The sequence below is a fragment of the Thioalkalivibrio sp. ALE30 genome (assembly GCF_000377465.1).
Classification (GTDB): domain Bacteria; phylum Pseudomonadota; class Gammaproteobacteria; order Ectothiorhodospirales; family Ectothiorhodospiraceae; genus Thioalkalivibrio.
The window spans coordinates 76810-91611 of record NZ_KB898175.1 but is presented as its reverse complement, the minus strand read 5'-3'; the positions used below and the strand labels follow the sequence as shown (position 1 = coordinate 91611).

Genomic DNA, 14802 nt, shown 5'->3' with positions numbered 1-14802 from the left:
ATCAGCGTTGTTCCAGGCGCTCGACGATCAGGTCGATCAGCGCCCGGGCCAGCTGGGTCTTCGGCTGGCTGGGGAGCTGGCGCTCGCCACCCTCCCAGAGGCACAGCAATTCGTTGTCGGGGGTGCCGAAGGCGCGGCCCTCGCCGACCCGATTGGCGGCGATCAGGTCGAGTCCCTTGGCGCGGCGCTTGGCCTCGGCATGTTCGCGCAGGTGCTCGGTCTCGGCTGCGAAGCCGACCAGGAACGGGCGCCGGGGGAGGGAGGCCGCCTGTGTTGCCGCCTCGGCCAGGATGTCCCGGGTGCGCTCCAGCGCCAGGTGCATCACCGGATCGGATTTCTTGATCTTCTGTGCTTGCGGTTCGGCCGGGCGGTAGTCGGCCACGGCCGCAGCCGCGATCAGGATGTCGGCCTCGGGCAGGCGTTCCATCACCGCGGCGTGCATGGCGGCGGCCGTCTCCGTGGCGATGCCCGCGACGCCCGTGGGTACGGCCTCGGCTGTCGGGCCATGCACCAGAGTCACGTGTGCGCCCGCGTCGCGCGCCGCCGCGGCCAGGGCAAAGCCCATCCGCCCGGAGCTGCGGTTGCCGATAAAGCGCACGGGATCGATCGGCTCGAAGGTGGGACCGGCGGTGATCAGTACGTGGCGCCCGGCCAGCGGGGCGTGTGCCGGTTGCAGCAGCTCCCGCGCGATCGCGGCGGGCTCGCGCATGCGGCCCTCGCCCTGCTCGCCACAGGCCTGGTCGCCGCTGTCCGGCCCGATCAGGGCCACGCCACGCTCGATCAGGGTCGAGACGTTCGCCTGCGTGGCCGGGTGGGCCCACATCCGATGGTTCATCGCCGGTGCCAGCGCGACCGGCGCGGTGGTGGCCAGCAGCAGCGTACTCAGCAGCTCGTCCGCCAGGCCCTGGGCGTAGCGGGCGATCAGGCTGGCGCTGGCCGGGGCGACCACGATGCGGTCGGCCCAGCGCGCCAGGGCGATGTGATCCATGCCGGATTCCGCCTCGGCGTCCAGCAGCTCGGTGCGCACCGGCGCGCCGGACAGGGCCTGGAAGGTCAGCGGGGTCACGAAGGCGCGGGCGCCGGGCGTCATCACCACGCGCACCTCGCAGCCGGCGCGTTTCAGCTCGCGCACCAGCTCGCAGGCCTTGTAGGCGGCGATGCCGCCACTGACACCGACGAGGATCCTTGGCTTGGAATCGTGTTCCGTCATGCGGCGGATTCTACCCCCTAAGGGGACGCTTGCGTCTCTTTAGCTCTTTTCCTGGCGCGCGGAGACGCCGGCGGTCAGGGCATAGCGCATCGCGTCCTCCAGCGACAGCTCCAGCGGTTCGATGCGTTCGCGCGGGAGCATCAGGGTGTAGCCGCCGATCTGGTAACTCATGGGCATGTAGACCGCGACTGTGTCGGGGCCGCCAAGGCTGTCCGGAAGACCCGCGAAATCTTCGCGGGTGACGAAGCCGACCAGCTTGAAGTCGGTGCCGGGCAGCTGCACCAGCACGGCCTGGCCGAATTGCTCGTGGATGTCGCCGGAGACCAGGCGCGTGACGTCGCGCACGGTCCCGTGGATGGTCTTGACCACCGGGATGCGTTGCATCAGCCCTTCCAGCCAGTCGAACAGCCAGCGGACCACGTAGGCCTGGAGCAGTACCCCCAAGCCGAAGAGCAGGCCGATGCCGGCCAGGATCCCCATGCCCGGGAAGTACAGCAGATCGGGCAGGATGGCCTGCAACAGTCCTCCCAGCACCTCCTCGGCGGTGCTCCCCAGCCACCACAGCAAGGCCAGCGTGATGGCGGCCGGGAGGATGGCGGCCAGGCCGGTCAGGAAGGTTCGAGAGATTCGGCGCACAGCGGGCTCCGTGCAGGGGTATGCTCGGATGCTAACGCATTCGTGCTCGTGGCACGTCGACGACGGGAGCGGGGCGGGGGCGGCACTTTGGCACGTCCGCGCAGTCTATCGAGCGAGGCCGCCGGCACGTCGCCGGGTATGGGGAGTGACGAGATGCAGCGATGGAAGGGAATGAGCCTTTGGCCCCTGGTCCTGGCGATGATGGTGATGCCGCAGGTGGGGCTCGCCGGGTCCTCGGCCGCGGCTGCACCCGGGGACTACGCGATGACCCCGGAGGAGGTGGCGCCCGGGGTCTATGCGGTGATGACGCCGGCGCGGGATTTCCCCAGTCGCGAGAACCTGGGCTGGAACGCGAACATGGCGTTCGTGGTGACCGGTGACGGGGTGCTGGTGTTCGACACCGGCTCCTCCGAGACGATGGGTGTGGCCCTGCGCGAAGCGATCGCCGGGGTCACCGACGAGCCGGTGCGCTGGATCGTGAACAGCCACAGCCATGGCGACCACTGGCTGGGCAATGCGGCCTTTGCCGCGGAGGCGGAGATCATGGCCGGCTCGGCGGCGATTGCGCGCATGGAGGACGAAGGCGAGGGCTGGGTCGAGAACTTCCGCGAGATGACCGAAGGGGCGACTGGCGATACCACGCTGCGGTTGCCCGATACCGCAGTCGATGAGCGCATTACCCGCGACCTCGGCGGGACCGAGGTCGAGATCATCCCGTCCGGGGGCGCCCATTCGCCGGGTGATCTGAGTGTCTGGCTGCCACGGCAGCGCGTCCTGCTGGCCGGGGATGTGGTCTACAGTGATCGCGCGCCTTCTGTGTGGGATGGCGATGTCGCGCAGTGGATCGATCTTCTGGACGAGCTGATCGCACTGGAACCCGCCGTGGTCGTCCCCGGGCATGGCCGTCTCGAGGATGCCGCGACCCTGGAGCGGCTGCAGCGCTATCTGGTCACGCTGTGGGATGCCATTGAGGAAGGCGTGGAACAGGGACTGGCCGACTTCGAGACCGTGCCCCTGGTGCGCGAGCGGATGGGCGATCTGGTCGAGGCCTATCCGGGGTTCGAGGACAAGATCGACCGTTCGGTGGCGACCACCTACCCGGATGTCGAGGCGGCGGTGTTCTGAGACTGCCCGCGGGCGGCTTCAGAACTGCCAGGTGGCATGCAGCGACCCGAACTCGGCCGCGCCCTTGGCCTGGCCGCTGAATTCGCGCGAACGCCACACGTGGGTGTAGCCGATCCGCACGCCGCCCACATGAAAGACCGCGCCGGCGGTGAGTTCGCCAACCAGCGGGTGCTTGTCCACCGAGGGGCCGTCGCGGAACAGTGGGCCGTCTAGGAACAGGTCGTAGGCCATCAGGCGGGTGTCGACCCCGGCGAAGAAATAGCCGCCAACCCTGCTGGTCGGTTCGAAGGTATGCGACCCGGACAGGGCGGGGTTGATCCGTGTCGGGCCGTAGTCGCGCGGGAGGTTGCGCCCGGCCCGCATGATCGCCCCGGCGTTGGCGAAGGTGAACGGGCTGCCGACGGTTGCGCCCCAGTGCGGGGTCAGATCCCAGCCCCAGCCGCTCGCGGCATGCCGCGTGTAGCCCCGTAGCTGGCGCTCGTAGCCCACCATCAGGGTCGGTTCGTTGCCAATCTGGTCGTCCCAGCCCCGGGGTTGCGGAGCGCTGGACCAGCTGTGGACCTCTTTCTGGGTGCGATCTGCCAGGGAGGCCGGCCCCACGGTGCCGAGGGTGACCTGCAGGCGGTCCAGGCGGTCGCCGTGCTCCTCGGCCAGGCTGAAGTTCAGGTACAGCCAGCCCGCGTAGGGGCGGTCGTCCGGGTCCGCGGGCGAGCGTTCGATGTCCTCCGGCGTGTACATGTTCTGGCCCAGGTGGATGGCGGATTTCAGCCTTCCACGCTCCTCGCGCTCCACAAAATAGGGCAGGAAGTCGGCCACGCTTCGCAGCCACGAGGGGACCTTTTCCCCGCTGCGGGTCCAGCCGATGCGCACGCCGTTGGTGTAGTAGCGGTCCTCGCCGGCAAAAAGGTCGTTCTCGAACTCGAAGTGCAGGGCATCCACGCCGGTTTCCGCGCCGGCGGTCGGGCCTGCGGCCGCCAAGCCAAGGGCTGCCGCGGCCAGCAACGCCCGCATCCTGCGGTCGGGTGACCGTCCTCGAGGGGCAATGGCGTTCCGGTATGATTGGCGCATGGACCTCTCCAACCAGATCATCTTCCTGGCCGCGATCGTGTTGCTGGGGAGCATCCTGTCGAGCGTGATCACCTCGCGGCTGGGGGTGCCCCTGCTGCTGGTGTTCCTCGTGATCGGGATGCTGCTGGGCCCGGAAGGCCCGGGCGGTCTGGTCTTCGAGAATATCACCCTTGCGTATCTGGTCGGCTCGGCCGCCCTGGCGATCATCCTGTTCGACGGCGGGATGCGCACACCGGCCCGCAATTTCCGGATCGGGCTGAAGCCGGCGCTGGGGCTGGCCACCGTCGGAGTGCTCGTGACCTCCGGCCTGACCGGGCTGTTCGCCGTGTGGTGGCTGGGCCTGTCCTGGCTGGAGGGCCTGCTGCTGGGGGCGATCGTAGGCTCCACCGATGCCGCCGCCGTGTTCTCCCTGCTGCGCTCGCGCGGGCTGGAGCTGAAAAGCCGCGTCGGGGCCACGCTGGAGATCGAGTCCGGCTCCAACGATCCGATGGCGATCTTCCTGACCATCGTGCTGATCGAACTGCTGCTGATGCCCGATCAGCAGTTCGGTCTGGTGGTACTGGTCGAGTTCATCCAGCAGATGGGCCTGGGTGCGGTGCTGGGCGTCGGGGGCGGCCTGGCCCTGCTGGCCCTGATCAACCGGGTGCCCATGGCCGCCGGGCTTTATCCGCTGTTCGCGATGGCCGGGGCGCTGGCCATCTTCGGGCTTACCGGCCTGGTCGGCGGCTCCGGGTTCCTCGCGGTGTACCTCGCCGGCCTGCTGCTGGGTAACCGCCCGCTGGAGGCCTCGCAGAACATCAAGCGCTTCCACGACGGCATCGCCTCGCTGGCGCAGATCGGCATGTTCCTGATGCTGGGCATGCTGGTGACCCCCTCGGGGCTGCCGCCGGTGGCGCTGGACGCAGGGCTGGTGGCGGCCGTGCTCATCCTGGTCGCGCGCCCGCTGGCGGTCTGGATCTGCCTGTACCCGTTCCACTTTCCCTGGCGCGAGCAGGTTTTCATCGCCTGGGTTGGCCTGCGCGGGGCGGTGCCCATCATCTTGGCACTGTTCCCGCTGCTGGCCGGGCTGGAACTGGCCGGCCACTTCTTCCATGTCGTCTTCTTCGTGGTGCTGATCTCGCTGCTGGTGCAGGGCTGGACCGTCGCGCCCTCGGCGCGCTGGCTGGGCCTGGAGCTGCCACCCACCACGGCGCGGGTGCAGCGCACCGAGCTGGATATCCCCGGCCAGCAGGAGATGGAACTGGTGGGCTATCGCCTGGCAGAGACCACGCCGGTGGTGCGCGAGGCGTGGTCGAACTTCCGCCTGCCGGGCACCGCGCGGGTGGTGGCTCACCTGCGTGACGGCAAGCTGCTGGAGACGCTGGAGTTGCTGGACCTGCACGCCGGCGACCACCTCTACATCATGGTCGCGCCGGCGGACCTGCCGGACCTCGACCGCCTGTTCGTGCCCAAGGACGAGGTGCCGGAGCGCCTCACCGAACGCAGCGTGTTCGGCGAGTTCGCGCTCAATGGCGATGCCCAGCTCGGCGCGGTGGGCATGGCCTACGGCGCACCGGTCCCGCCCGAGCGCCAGGGCGACACCCTCGAGGCCTATCTGCGCCGTGAACTCCAGGCGGAGCCGGTCGTCGGCGACGCCGTCGATCTCGGCCCGATGCGCCTGGTCATCCGCGAAATGGATGGCCCCCGCATCACCCGCGTCGGTCTGAAACTCCTTCGCTGATATCCATTCGAAAGCTAGGTGTTCCTCTTTTCGATCAGGACCATGAAGTCGGTTATCTCATGTAGATCGGGAAATGGGATTTCTTGAGAGGACCACCACGATTTTGCGTCAGAGTGTAATAGCTGCATCAGGTGGTTGTATCTATTGTAGAACTGCGCAAGGCTAATGCTTTTCACCCGCTTGTGGTCTGCGTGTACTGCGCATTTGTTTCGAGCCCTTCGAAGTTCCTCCGGGAAAGACTCGACGAGTGCTTCTGATTCCTCGGTAAGATGATGTGGCGGTGCACTAACTTCTATGTCCGGTTGTAGCGAGTCAAGAACGCGACGAGCATGATGGCTCATGTATGAGTCAATAATTGCTGTCCTTGATCTATTATCTTTGCAGACCTCGGTGTCCCTTTGTTCTCTCGCGCAGCAGCCATAGTAGAACTCATAGAGACTTTGGGTGAAGCTGGCATAGGCGTTATAGCAGCGTATGGATAGCGCTCTGTTGCGTCCATGTATGAGGGCGATTGATTTGTATTTATTGAACAATATCAGTGCGTCGTCGCAGCGCAAGAATTCGTGCCGCAGAGCCATGCAGTGAAGCTTGTCAGTTTCGTCGCCGATCTCGAACTTCATGATCGCAGTTTAATTGAAGAATCCAGTGCGGGCGACGGCGATGCCCCTATTTCTCCAGCATGGCCTTGAGGCCGGCGAGGTGGGCGCGGGCGGTGAGTTGCTGGGTCTCGGGGTCCGGCGGTTTGGCGTCCGGCCAGTCGAGGTGTTCCTCGGGGAGTTCGTCGAGGAAGCGCGAGGGTTCGCAGTCGATGGTCTCGCCGTAACGGCTGCGTTGCTGGGCGTAGGTGATCAGCAGGGTCTGCTGGGCGCGGGTCAGGCCGACGTAGGCGAGCCGCCGCTCCTCCGCGATGGAGTCGTCCTCGACGCTGACCCGGTGCGGCAGCAGTTCTTCCTCGAAGCCGACCAGGCAGACATGCGGAAACTCCAGGCCCTTGGCGGTGTGCAGGGTCAGGAGCTGCACGGATTCGTTACCGTCCTGGGAATCGCGGTTGCGGTCGAGGATGTCCATCAGGCTGATGCGGTTCACGATGTCGGCCAGGTCCATGCCCTGATCATCCTCCGCCTCGTCGTCACCGTATTCGGCGCTGGTGTTGCCGCCGCCCATGCGCCCGACCCAGTCGATGAATTCGCGCACGTTGTCCATGCGCCGGGTGGCGGCACGCGGGTTGGGGCTGTTCTCCAGTAGCCAGGACTCGTAGTCGATATCCTCGATCAGGGCGCGCAGCAGGGCGTCCGGGGCCTCCTCCGCGCCACGGCGCTGGAAGCCGTCCACCCAGTCGGTGAAGCGTTCCAGCCGCGCCTGTGCGCGGGCATCCATGTATTCGGACAGACCGGCGCCGCGTGCGGCCTGCAGCAGCGAGGCCCCGCGCTGGTTGGCGTAGTGGCCGAGCTTTTCCAGGGTCGCCGGGCCGATCTCGCGGCGCGGCACGTTGACCACGCGCAGGAAGGCGGTGTTGTCGTCCGGGTTGGCCAGCAGGCGCAGGTAGGCGACCAGGTCCTTGATCTCGGCCTTCTCGAAGAACGACTGCCCGCCGCTCAGGCGGTAGGGGATGCCCTGTTCGCGCAGGAGCTTCTCGAACAGCCTGGACTGGTGGTTGCTGCGGTAGAGGATGGCGAAGTCGCCCCAGGTCGCATTCAGGCGAAAGCGCCGGCGCATCAGTTCGGAGACCACGCGCGCGGCCTCGGTGTCGGCGTCGGAGCAGCCGATCACCTCGATCTTCTCGCCCTCGCCGAGCGCACTCCAAAGACGCTTCTCGAACACGTGCGGGTTGTTGCCGATCAGCGCGTTCGCGGTATGCAGGATGCGGTTGGTGGAGCGGTAGTTCTGCTCCAGCTTGATCACCTCCAGGCGCGGGAAGTCCTGCTGCAGGCGCGCGAGGTTCTCCGGGCGCGCGCCGCGCCAGGCGTAGATCGACTGGTCGTCGTCACCGACCACCGTCAGGCCGTCACTGACCCCGATCAGCAGGCGCACCAGCTGGTACTGCGCGGAGTTGGTGTCCTGGTATTCGTCCACCAGCAGGTGGCGGATGCGGTCCTGCCAGCGGTTGCGCAGTTCCGGGTCGTCGCGCAGGCAGTCCACCGGGCGCTTGATCAGGTCGTCGAAGTCCACTGCGTTGTAGGCGCGCAGGGCGTCTTCGTAGCGCGGGTAGAGGTTGGCCGCGGCGATCGCCTCCGGGGCGTCGCTCATCTGGCTGGCTTCATGCAGTGCCTCTTCCGGCGTCATCAGGTCGTTCTTCCAGCGGCTGATGTGGCCAATCAGGGCGTCGACCTCGGAGCCGGTATCGTCGCGGTAGGTGATCTCGCGCAGCAGCTGCCGGCAGTCACCGGGGTCGAGGATGGAGAAGCCGGGGCGCAGCCCCGCCGCCTGCAGCTCGCGACGCAGGAAGTTGAGCCCGAAGGTGTGGAAGGTGGAGACGTTCAAGCCCCGGGCCTGTTCGCGTGACAGTCGCCCCTGGACACGTTCGCGCATCTCGCGCGCGGCCTTGTTGGTAAAGGTGATCGCCACGATCTGGCGTGCGGCGAGGCCGCGCCGCTCGATCAAGTGAGCGATCTTCTCGGTGATCACGCGGGTCTTGCCGGAACCCGCCCCGGCCAGGACCAGCAGGGGGCGGTCCGTGGTGGTCACGGCGGCCTGTTGTTGGGGATTCAGTTCGGACACCGGGGCGGTCGATTCCTTCGCAGCGGGGCGCGTAAACTAACCCACGATCCCCGATTCATAAAGACAGCAGCGGTGAGGGTAATCCATTGACCAACGGACCGCGTGCCGCGGCATCCGCCGCGGGTCGGGAGTCGCTCCCGATATTGACCCAGTTCGACTTTCATCAGCATCTGATGGATGTCCCGGGGCCGGCGGTCATCCTGTTCACGCGCCAGGGCTGCGGGGCCTGCAAGGTCATGGGGCGGGTCCTGGCGGAATGGCAGGCGGCGGGGGATGCGCCGGCGCTGTTCGAGGTGGATGCCGAGACCGATACCGCCCTGGTGCGGGAGTTCGAGGTCTTCCATCTGCCGGCACTGTTCGTGTTTCAGGCGGGGGCCTATCACGGTCGCCTGGAAGCCCCGCCGCGCCTGCCCCTGTTGCGCGAGGGGCTGGCGGCCGTCCTGGCCCGACCGCCCGAGGAGGCGCCGTGAAATCCCCGCACGCCGAAACCGTCACGCCGGACCGGGACTGGTACCCGCCAGCGCAGCGCCTCGACAGCCCGAACCAGGACGAGCGTCCGCCCGGTCAGCAACCGGAACTGATCGTGGTGCACGCGATCAGCCTGCCGCCGGGCGAGTTCGGTGGAGGGTACGTCGCCGAGCTGTTCCAGAATCGTCTGGATCCGGATGCCCACCCCTACTTTGCCGAGGTCGGCGGCCTGCGCGTCTCCGCCCATGTGCTGATCGACCGCGAGGGCCAGGCGACCCAGTTCGTGCCGTTCTCCCGACGCGCCTGGCATGCGGGGGTGTCGCGGTGGCAGGGACGCGAGCGCTGCAACGACTTCTCCATCGGGATCGAACTGGAGGGGACCGACGAGGATCCCTTTACCCCGGCGCAGTACGCCGTGCTCGCGCGAATGATTGGCTGGGTCCGCACCCGCTGGCCGGATATCGGGCCGGATGCGCTGGCCGGCCACAGCGATATCGCCCCGGGACGCAAGACGGATCCGGGTCCCCATTTCGACTGGGCGCGCCTGCGGCAGGAACTGCACGAGGTGAGCGCATGATTGTGGACCTGCTGCGTCACGGCGAGCCGGAGGGCGGCCAGCGTTACCGCGGCCATGGCTGCGACGACCCGCTGAGCGCGCGCGGCTGGAGCCAGATGGAGCGGGCGGTCCGGGGCGAGGAGGAGTGGCAGTATGTCGTCAGCTCACCGATGCAGCGCTGCCGCGCGTTTGCCGAGCACTACGCCTCCACACAGGACCTTCCGCTGATCCTGGAGCCGCACCTGCGCGAGATCGGTTTTGGCGACTGGGAGGGGCGTACGCGGGTCGACCTGCAGCGGGATCGACCGGAGGAATACCGCGCGTTCTATGCCGACCCGGTGCACGCGCGCCCGGCCGGTGCGGAGCCGCTAACGGCCTTTCGCCGCCGGGTCGAGGCCGGTTTCGATGGGGCCTTGCGGCCGCTGCAGTCCGAACGGGTGCTGATGGTGGTGCATGCGGGGGTGATACGCGCGCTGATTGGCTGGGTGCTGGGCGTGCCGGACGACCGCCTGTACCAGCTCGATTGCGAGTACGCCAGCCGCACCCGGCTGCATCGGCATCCGACCCGGGGCTGGCGGCTGCTTTACGCCAACCGGGTCTAAGCCCGGTTGTTAGCCGGCCTGGCTGCCGCGCTTGGGGACGGCCTTCACCGACAGGTAGTAGTCGTTGTTCAGGACGTCGATCAGCCGGTCGATGTTCGGATGCTTGCCCGGGTTGGCGCGGGCGTCGTCGGCGTGGCTGCCGTACAGCAGCAGGCCCGAGTTGGCCGCCTTGGGCCCGATGCCGCCGTAATCCAGCGCCAGCTGGTAGTAGATCTGCAGCGACAGGCTCTGGCCGTCCACGTTCTCGATGGTCGCGGTGGGGTTGTAGTCCTCGCCAAACAACTCCAGGCGTTCGATATTGCTGACGTCGGGCAGCTTCTTGGACATGTTCCGGCTCCTCGAAAGAATCGCGGCATTATCGGGGCATGACCCGGCGGCGACAACCAACCCGCGAAGGCGGCAGGGTCGCCCCGGGTCAGCGAGGAATGTGCCGCATGCTAAGATACGAGCTTTTGCCGAGGGGACACGAACATGTCGCGAAGCGCGTTCATGGAGGCCGCCCAGGCCGCCGCTGATGCCGCCGAGAAGGTGATCCGCCACTACTACGAGGCGGGTGTCGACGTCGAAACCAAACCCGACGACACCCCGGTGACCCGGGCCGACGTGGAGAGCGAGCAGGCGATCCGCCAGGTGATCCGTGAGCATTTCCCGGATCATGGCTTCTATGGCGAGGAGACCGGGCAGTCGGACATGGACTCCGACTATGTCTGGCTGATCGACCCGATCGACGGGACCAAGAGCTTCGTGCGGCGCTACCCGTTCTTCTCCACCCAGATCGCGCTGATGTACAAGGGCGAGCTGATCCTGGGGCTGTCCAACGGCATCCAGTTCGGCGAACGGGCCTGGGCGGAGAAGGGCCAGGGCGCCTTCCTGAACGGCAACCCGATCGCGGTCGAGAAGACCGTCGATCTCGGGCGCGCCTCGCTGTCCACCGGCAACCTCAAGTCCCTGGCGCAGAGCCCCGAGGGGTGGACCGCGCTGGGCGGCATTATGGCCGAGGTCAACCGCACCCGCGGCTACGGGGATTTCTACCACTACCACCTGCTGGCACGTGGCAGCATCGACCTGATCATCGAGTCCGACGTCAACATCCTGGACATCGCCGCACTGGCGGTGATCGTGCGCGAGGCGGGCGGCGTGTTCACCAACCTCTCCGGTGGAGAGCTCGACCTGAAGACCGCGAACGTCCTGGCCGCGGCCACCCCGGAACTGCATCGCACGGCCCTGGACCGCCTCGGCTGGAAGGACTAGCGGCGGACTGATTGAACCACTGAGGACACAGGGGGCACAGAGAAGGGCGGTCTACAGGAAGGCGGGAAGATTGGAAGGGGAAAGCAGCGATTGGCTGCAGGCTGGCTGGTGATGCCGCGCATTTCGGGGCGATCATTGGCCGGGCCCTGCATCAGTAAGCTGTTGGTTTTTCCAGTTGGCCGTAAATGGTGTCCGTATCGGAAACCGAAGTCATTCTTCCGGCCTTCCTGGCTTCCTGTGACCAGAACCGAACGTCAGGTCGCGGCGCCGTTCCCGTTGCCGTTCCCGTTGGCCTCCACCAGCCCGTGGGCGCGCAGCTTCTTGCGCAGGGTGGCGCGGTTGAGCCCGAGCAGGGCGGCGGCACGGCTCTGGTTGCCTCCGCAGCGCTCCAGCACACTGGCCAGCAGGGGGCGCTCCACCTCGTTCATGACCAGTGCGTAAAGGTCGTGGCTGCTTTGCCCGTCCAGGGTCTCGAAATACTGATCCAGCGCTCGCCGGACCGAGTCCGCCAGCACGCAGTCGGACGGGAGCGTGGCCGCAACCGATGCTTCCTGGACGTCCGGGTCCTGTTCGAGTGGCATGTTCACGCTCATGCAGCCTCGCTTGCGATTCCCGTCAGGTGGGCGCGCAGGCGCCGCAGTTGTTCGCTGGCCGTGGGGGCGGCGAGAAGGTCAGCCCGGGCCGCCCGGGTGCGGGCCTCGTCGAGACCCAGACCAAGAAGATACCAGCCCAGGTGCTTGCGCGCGATACGCACACCCTGCGGTTCGCCGTACTGGGCGTGCAGGCCGGTGACGTGTTCCTCGATCAGGGCCAGGCGCGCGGCCAGGTCCGGTGTCGGCGGGATCGCTTCGCCGGCCAGCGCGGCGCGGATCTGACCCGGCAGCCAGGGCTGTCCCTGGGCGGCGCGTCCGATCATCACCCCCGCCGCGCCGGTGGTATCCAGTACCCGCATCGCCGTGTCCGGGTCCGTGATGTCGCCATTGGCGAGCACCGGGATGGAGACCGACCGGACGATGCGCGCGATCGCGGCATGGTCCGCCTGCCCGCGGTAGGCATCGGCCCGGGTGCGTCCGTGCACGGTCAGCATCGCGATGCCGCAGGCCTCGGCAATGGATGCGATCTCTTCGCCGTTCATTCGCTCGCGGTCCAGGCCCAGGCGCATCTTCAGCGTGACCGGCACGGTGACGGCCTCCGTGAGCGCCTGGAGCAGTTCGCGCACCCGCTCCGGCTCGCCCAGCAGGGCCGATCCCGCGGCCTTGCTGCAGACCTTCTTCGCGGGGCAGCCCAGGTTCAGGTCGATCACGTCGGCGCCCCGGCGCACGTTCTCCCGCGCCGCCTCGGCCAGCGGCTCGGGTTCGTTGCCCAGCAGCTGGACGATGCGCGGGCGCGGCTCCTGACGGTGGTCCAGCCGGTGGCGGCTCTTGTCGCTGACCCACAGCCGGGTGTTGGAGGTGACCATCTCGGATACCGCCGCGCTGGCGCCCAGGCGGCGGGCCAGCAACCGGAACGGGCGATCGCTCACGCCGGCCATGGGGGCCAGGAACACGACGGGGTCCGCGAAGTGATGGATTCCGAGCTGCATCTGGGGCTGACGATTGAATCGGGGAAGCCGGGGAGTCTAGCACCTCGAGGCGCCCGCCGCCGGTGGTCAGCGTGCTCGCATTTCCCGTTCCAGGGAAACACGGATTGATATCCGCACTCCCTGCCTCAAGGCTATTGCGAGCGTGTAGATGGATCAGTGTTTCCTTGGCCCTCGGCGTATGCCCTCTCGGGTCACGCGGGCCATCGCCACGCTGCGTCGGACGTCGCGGCTACGGGCGTTGTCCAGCCACGGCCCCAGCCAGCGGAACGGGGCCAGAAGCCGGGCCACGCCGCGCAGGGCCCGGGTGTGCCGCGGGCTCCAGTGTTCGGCCTGGTACAGGGCCAGCAGGTCGCGCCCCAGAGACTCGGCGGTGTCGTCTCCCGCGGCCCAGGTGGTGGCATCCGCCAGGTGCTGGAACAGGTCGTAGACCTGGGCCAATTCCAGTGACAGGACCCGGTCAAGGTCCTCCTCGAAGTCCACGCGATAGAAGTGCTGGCCGTCGAACAGTACGTTGCGCAACTGGGCGCCGCCGTGCCAGCAGCCGGCGCGATGAAAAGTAGCGAGGTTGCGTGTCACTGCCTCGAGTGTGGCGCGGCGGGCCGCCGGGTCCTGTTCCCGAAGCGTGTGTTCGACATTTTCGCCGCAATGGCTGTACATCACCGCGTCCGGCAATTGCGCGACCACCTGTGGAACCGGTTGCCCCAGCGTCTGGAGTGCCCGAACGCGCTCCATCTCGTACCAGCCATCGCGTGGCGGGGCGTTGCCCGGCGCCGTCAGGAATGGGAAGAAGGTACGGCAAAGTACCCGGATGGCCCATTGCTGGTGACGGCTGCGCGCCTTCTCGCGTACCCGCTTGATGACGTAGCGTTCTCCGCAGAAATCCAGGCTGACAATGCGCCCCGGATCTCGCGCTAGGCGATCCTGCGCCGCTTGAACGAGTTGCGGGTCGGGGGTGTCGGGCATAGGTCAGCGGGGCTGGATCTGGATGCCCGTGATGCGGGCATGGGGGCTGGTGAGGCTCAGGCGCAGGGTGGCGGGTTTGTGGGGGGGCATCGGGGCGTCCGTGTCGGTGTAGTCGTTCGGGGTCAGGCGCAGAGCGCCATGGCGCGTGTCCAGCTGGTCGCTCAGATGGATGTCGAGGACGGGCCAGGCCTGCCGCACCGGGCTTTCCAGCTGGAACTGGAGGTGCAGCGTGCCATCGATACTGGTGAAGAAGTCCGGTGTCGACACCCGGATGCGCTCGGGCGCGCGCAGCGGGTTCCAGACCGGGCAGGGGAGGGTGGCGCACAGCTGGGCGCGAGTCTGGTCCAGGTAATGGTTATGACCCGGTGCCACGGGCGGGAAGGCCAGCAGTTGCGCGCCCAGCAGAACGCTCAGGCCGGCGGCCACGAACACCCCTGGCCAGACACGGCGTCGGGCGGGGGCGGCCAGGTCCAGAGGGCCCGGGTGGCGTTCGATGTCGATGGCGGTGGCGATGACCGGCGCACTCTCGATCGCGGGGGTGCGAGCGGGCTGCGCGGGAAGGAGCCCCTCCCCCAGGACGCGTTCGCCGGCGCCGCCGATCTCGAGGGCCGGGAACAGATCGAACTCGGCGCCGCAGTGGGTGCAGTGCACCCGCCGCTGGCGGATCTTGGACCCGCGGGCGAGGGCGTGGGTGACGCCGCATTGCGGGCAGCGGGCGAGCATGTCAGCGTCCGGATGGCCGTAGCTGCGTCCGGTCGAGCGAGAAGGACGGTACCGGCGCGACGATGACCATGGGTTGGCGTGTTCCTAGGGAAACACTGATCAATGTACACATTCGCGCTCGAGTCGCTTTTGCGTGCGAACAAGGCGCGGTGACTGCCGTGCAGTCATTCTGCACAAGGG

General features: G+C 67.5%; 15 protein-coding genes. 6 read left to right on the top strand and 9 right to left on the bottom strand.

Annotated features, from left to right (window positions below; genetic code table 11):
- Position 1 precedes the first annotated feature (1 nt).
- Together coaBC and D107_RS0111620 are read right to left on the bottom strand one after the other, a co-directional pair.
- A complete protein-coding gene (gene coaBC, locus D107_RS0111625) occupies positions 2-1210 on the bottom strand; it encodes a bifunctional phosphopantothenoylcysteine decarboxylase/phosphopantothenate--cysteine ligase CoaBC (RefSeq protein ID WP_018881535.1) in 1209 nt (402 codons plus the stop codon).
- 39 nt (positions 1211-1249) lie between these two features.
- Positions 1250-1846 carry a DUF502 domain-containing protein gene (locus tag D107_RS0111620; protein ID WP_018881534.1) on the bottom strand — a complete coding sequence of 199 codons (597 nt, stop codon included), beginning with the start codon at positions 1844-1846 and terminating at the stop codon, positions 1250-1252.
- 171 nt (positions 1847-2017) lie between these two features.
- Between D107_RS0111620 and D107_RS0111615 the strand changes: the two genes are divergently transcribed.
- Positions 2018-2971, top strand: a complete 954-nt coding sequence (locus D107_RS0111615; protein ID WP_018876629.1) for an MBL fold metallo-hydrolase — start codon at positions 2018-2020, stop codon at positions 2969-2971.
- A gap of 18 nt (positions 2972-2989) precedes the next feature.
- On the opposite strand, the gene D107_RS0111610 is transcribed toward D107_RS0111615, so the two are convergent.
- Positions 2990-3982, bottom strand: a complete 993-nt coding sequence (locus D107_RS0111610; protein WP_051074886.1) for a lipid A deacylase LpxR family protein — start codon at positions 3980-3982, stop codon at positions 2990-2992.
- A 55-nt stretch (positions 3983-4037) separates the two neighbouring features.
- On the opposite strand from D107_RS0111610, the gene D107_RS0111605 reads away from it, so the two are divergent.
- Positions 4038-5759 (top strand): potassium/proton antiporter, encoded by a 1722-nt coding sequence (locus D107_RS0111605; protein ID WP_026280485.1) that lies wholly within the window; start codon positions 4038-4040, stop codon positions 5757-5759.
- A gap of 666 nt (positions 5760-6425) precedes the next feature.
- On the opposite strand, the gene D107_RS0111600 is transcribed toward D107_RS0111605, so the two are convergent.
- Positions 6426-8477, bottom strand: a complete 2052-nt coding sequence (locus D107_RS0111600; protein ID WP_018881533.1) for a UvrD-helicase domain-containing protein — start codon at positions 8475-8477, stop codon at positions 6426-6428.
- A 143-nt stretch (positions 8478-8620) separates the two neighbouring features.
- Between D107_RS0111600 and D107_RS0111595 the strand changes: the two genes are divergently transcribed.
- Genes D107_RS0111595 through D107_RS0111585 form a run of 3 tightly spaced genes read left to right on the top strand, consistent with a single transcriptional unit; the run spans position 8621 to position 10103 of the window.
- Entirely contained in the window at positions 8621-8947 is a 327-nt protein-coding gene (locus D107_RS0111595; RefSeq protein ID WP_018878620.1) for a thioredoxin family protein, read from the top strand.
- A complete protein-coding gene (gene ampD, locus D107_RS0111590; RefSeq protein WP_018881532.1) occupies positions 8944-9522 on the top strand; it encodes a 1,6-anhydro-N-acetylmuramyl-L-alanine amidase AmpD in 579 nt (192 codons plus the stop codon). The genes D107_RS0111595 and ampD overlap by 4 nt, the downstream gene beginning before the upstream one ends.
- The gene (locus D107_RS0111585; RefSeq protein WP_018865460.1) at positions 9519-10103 is read left to right on the top strand and encodes a histidine phosphatase family protein; all 585 of its coding nucleotides are present in this window, start codon (positions 9519-9521) and stop codon (positions 10101-10103) included. Before ampD ends, D107_RS0111585 begins: the two co-directional genes overlap by 4 nt.
- A 9-nt stretch (positions 10104-10112) precedes the next feature.
- On the opposite strand, the gene D107_RS0111580 is transcribed toward D107_RS0111585, so the two are convergent.
- Positions 10113-10430, bottom strand: a complete 318-nt coding sequence (locus D107_RS0111580; RefSeq protein WP_017942594.1) for a DUF2322 family protein — start codon at positions 10428-10430, stop codon at positions 10113-10115.
- 162 nt (positions 10431-10592) lie between these two features.
- Here D107_RS0111580 and D107_RS0111575 point away from each other — a divergent pair, with 162 nt between their 5' ends.
- Complete coding sequence (locus tag D107_RS0111575) at positions 10593-11354, top strand: inositol monophosphatase family protein (RefSeq protein WP_018881531.1); 762 nt, start codon at positions 10593-10595, stop codon at positions 11352-11354.
- A gap of 254 nt (positions 11355-11608) precedes the next feature.
- Here the strand turns inward: D107_RS0111575 and D107_RS0111570 are convergent, their stop codons facing one another.
- From D107_RS0111570 to D107_RS0111555, 4 genes are all read right to left on the bottom strand, one after another.
- Positions 11609-11947: a helix-turn-helix domain-containing protein gene (locus tag D107_RS0111570; RefSeq protein ID WP_018158446.1), complete on the bottom strand. Its 339-nt coding sequence runs from the start codon at positions 11945-11947 to the stop codon at positions 11609-11611.
- Complete coding sequence (gene dusB, locus D107_RS0111565; protein ID WP_018881530.1) at positions 11944-12936, bottom strand: tRNA dihydrouridine synthase DusB; 993 nt, start codon at positions 12934-12936, stop codon at positions 11944-11946. Before dusB ends, D107_RS0111570 begins: the two co-directional genes overlap by 4 nt.
- A 153-nt stretch (positions 12937-13089) precedes the next feature.
- Positions 13090-13899, bottom strand: a complete 810-nt coding sequence (locus D107_RS0111560; RefSeq protein WP_018881529.1) for a hypothetical protein — start codon at positions 13897-13899, stop codon at positions 13090-13092.
- A gap of 3 nt (positions 13900-13902) precedes the next feature.
- Complete coding sequence (locus tag D107_RS0111555) at positions 13903-14622, bottom strand: DUF3426 domain-containing protein (RefSeq protein WP_018881528.1); 720 nt, start codon at positions 14620-14622, stop codon at positions 13903-13905.
- Between the last annotated feature and the right edge of the window lie 180 nt (positions 14623-14802).